This window comes from Pontibacter harenae, from assembly GCF_020907245.1.
Classification (GTDB): Bacteria; Bacteroidota; Bacteroidia; order Cytophagales; family Hymenobacteraceae; genus Pontibacter; species Pontibacter harenae.
In genome coordinates this window covers 1-2,959 of sequence record NZ_JAJJWH010000093.1, presented here as the reverse complement: position 1 = coordinate 2,959, position 2,959 = coordinate 1, and the positions used below count along the sequence as shown (strand labels likewise).

Genomic DNA, 2,959 nt, shown 5'->3' with positions numbered 1-2,959 from the left:
GCAGAAAAGTTATGAAACAGGATAAGGCTTGCAGCTCGTACTTCCTGGTGATTGAAGCTACTAGCGAATGCAACCGTAGTAGCTAGAAATAAGCTTTCAGATTAGTATAGCAATGTAAAAATACGAGCTGCAAGCTCGCACTAGCGCACTCAGTCATCTTCATATCTCCTCATTTCCCAATCTTCAAATCAGCAAAAAGTCTACTCCGCATAGAACACCCGTTTTACCCGCGTGCTTACATTGGTGAGCAGCTCATAAGGTATAGTTCCGATTCTGGCAGCCAATTCTACCAGCGTGAGCTGCGGGCCGAAAACAATTACTTCGTCGCCAGCTTTTACCTCTATACCTGTTACGTCTACCATGCACATATCCATGCACACGTTGCCGATGATGGGGGCACGTTTGCCTTTGATAATCACTTCGCCCACGCCATTACTAAAACGTCGGTCGTAGCCGTCGGCATAACCTATGGCAATGGTGGCGATAATTTTATCGTGTTCGGCAAATCCTTTGCGGCTATAGCCTACCGTTTCGCCTGCTTTTATGCTTTTAACTTGCGATACGGTGGTTTTAAGCATACTTACAGGCCGAAGCGACTCCTGCTCGGAGCCTGTTGCTTCTACACCGTAAATGCCGATACCAAGTCGCGCCATATCCAAGTGGTGCTCAGGGAAACGCACAATACCAGCTGAGTTTAATATATGTTTGGTCACTTTATAACCTAGTGCTTCTTCTACAGCAGCAACCAGTGTACGAAAAGTATCGATTTGCATTCTGGAGAAATCGTTGTGCAAAGCTTCGTCGGCACCCGCTAAATGGCTAAAAGCACTTACTACTTTTGCCTGCGGATGCTGCCTCAACAGTGCAAAAAGCTCTGTAAAATCTTCAGCCGTAAAGCCCAGGCGGTGCATACCAGTATCCAACTTCAGATGTATGTTGATGCTCTCTCCTTCCGTTAAGCTAAAAACAAGCTGTTGTAACTGCTCCAGCGAATAAATCTCGGGCTCCAGGTTGTTCTGTTTCAGCTTGGCAAAACTGTCTGGCGAAGGGTTCATTACCATAATGGGCAGTGTAATTCCATGCTCCCGTAGCTGCACACCTTCGTCGGCATAGGCTACGGCCAAGTAATCCACGCGGTGGAACTGTAGTAAGTTAGCTACTTCGAAACTGCCGCTGCCATAGGCAAATGCCTTTACCATCACCATCAGTCTCGTATCAGGCGTAAGTTTGGAACGGTAAAAGTTGAGGTTATGCACCAGCGCATCCAGGTTTACCTCCAGCACAGTGCCATGCACTTTCTGCTGGAAAGCCTGCACAATCTTCTCAAACTCAAACACGCGCGCGCCCTTCACCAGGATCACCTCGTTACGGAAACTGCTTAACTGAAACTGCTGCAGAAAATCGGTAGTACTGCTGTAAAAGGCAGTTTCGCCGCTAAACTTTGCTGCATGTGCCTGTATGGTCGGGCCAATTCCTATCAAGCGCTCCACGCCACGCGCAGTTACCAGCTCCGCCACATGTGTGTAAAGCTTCTCCTGCTGCAAACCCGACTCCAGCAGATCGGAAAGTATAAGTGTGTGCTTCCGCTGCTTCGGCTGGCTTGCCAGCAGGTCTAAAGCAATCTTCAAACCTGCTAGGTCATTGTTATAGGTATCATCAATCAGGTAGCAGCCGTTGATCGCTTCCTTCATTTCAAGGCGCATCGCCACAGGGTGCAGCTTGTCCAGGCGGTTCTGGATTTCGTGCAGCGGCAGGTTACGGTACAAGAGCATAGACAGGCAATGCAGGGCGTTTTCTATAGATGCCTCATCGGTGAACGGTATAGAAAGCCGTTGCTTTTGCCCTTGGTAAGTATAAACTACAATGGATTTGTGTCCTGCTGCAGTGATATCTGTAATTTTGACATCTGCTTCTTGCTTCTTAGACCAGGTAAGGCTTGAAATGTTCTTCTGCTGTACAGCCTCGTGCAGTAACGTATAATCAGAGGAATAAATGAGCAACTCCACCTCCTGAAACAGCTTCAATTTCTCTTCTACCTTCTGTTCTTGGGAAGTAAAACCACCGTCGTGAGCCGTGCCGATGTTCGTGAAGATGCCGATGGTGGGCTGAATGATGCGCTGCAGTTTCTCCATCTCACCTGGCAGCGAAATACCTGCCTCAAAAACAGCAAAGGTATGGTTTGCCTCCAGCTGCCACACCGACAGCGGCACCCCCACCTGCGAATTATAGCTTCTCGGGCTCTTCACTACCTGCTCCTCAGAGCTCAGCACCTGCGACAGCCACTCCTTTACAATAGTTTTGCCGTTACTGCCTGTTATCGCGACTACAGGAATTTGAAACTGCGCCCGATGCCATGCCGCCGCCGCCTGCAGCGCCTCCATGCTGTTTGGCACCCATATAATGTTCGCTTCAGGGTAAAGCTGTTGCGCCTCGGCTTCTGTTAAGCTCTCCACCACAAACTGCCGCACACCCTGCTTGAACAACTGCTTCAGGTACGTATGCCCGTCGTTCCACCTGCCTTTTATCGCAAAAAACAAGGTACTACCTGGCTGCGACAACTTACGGCTGTCGGTGAGCAACTGCACGATGGGGAGTGACTGTTTGTATTGTAAGGCCTCGCCTTTGGTTATAGAAACAAGCTCTTGGAATGTGAGCATAAGAGTCAGGTATTTAGGCTTCAAAGATAATAGGTTTACGAAAGCAGAATTGAAAGATTCCTGCTTTCAGCACAGTTGGTATAATTCCCCTCCTCGGAGGGAGTAGGGGTGGGTTAAAGTTTAATCAACATAAATGAAGTACTGCTTCTGAGTCAGAAAATTCATTACAACTTACCGTTGCTATACTTTCTGCTAGCTTTTCGCCTCGCCGGCTGGGCCTTACTTTTCTCCTTGATGAGATTAACCAACCCGCCTGCGGCACCAATGCCGTCAACTTAAGGTTCTTAGTTCGTATAAACCTA

Annotated in this window: 1 protein-coding gene; it reads right to left on the bottom strand. The window is 48.4% G+C overall.

The genetic code is table 11. From position 1 onward, the window contains the following. Positions 1-200: 200 nt before the first annotated feature. On the bottom strand, positions 201-2,657 hold the full coding sequence (locus LN893_RS20270) for a bifunctional UDP-N-acetylmuramoyl-tripeptide:D-alanyl-D-alanine ligase/alanine racemase (RefSeq protein WP_229973235.1): 2,457 nt from the start codon (positions 2,655-2,657) through the stop codon (positions 201-203). Positions 2,658-2,959: the final 302 nt, after the last annotated feature.

Coding starts and splice junctions, on each gene's coding strand:
- LN893_RS20270 (WP_229973235.1), bottom strand. CDS start 2,657: ATGCTCACATTCCAAGAGCTTGTTTCTATAACCAAAGGCGAGGCCTTA.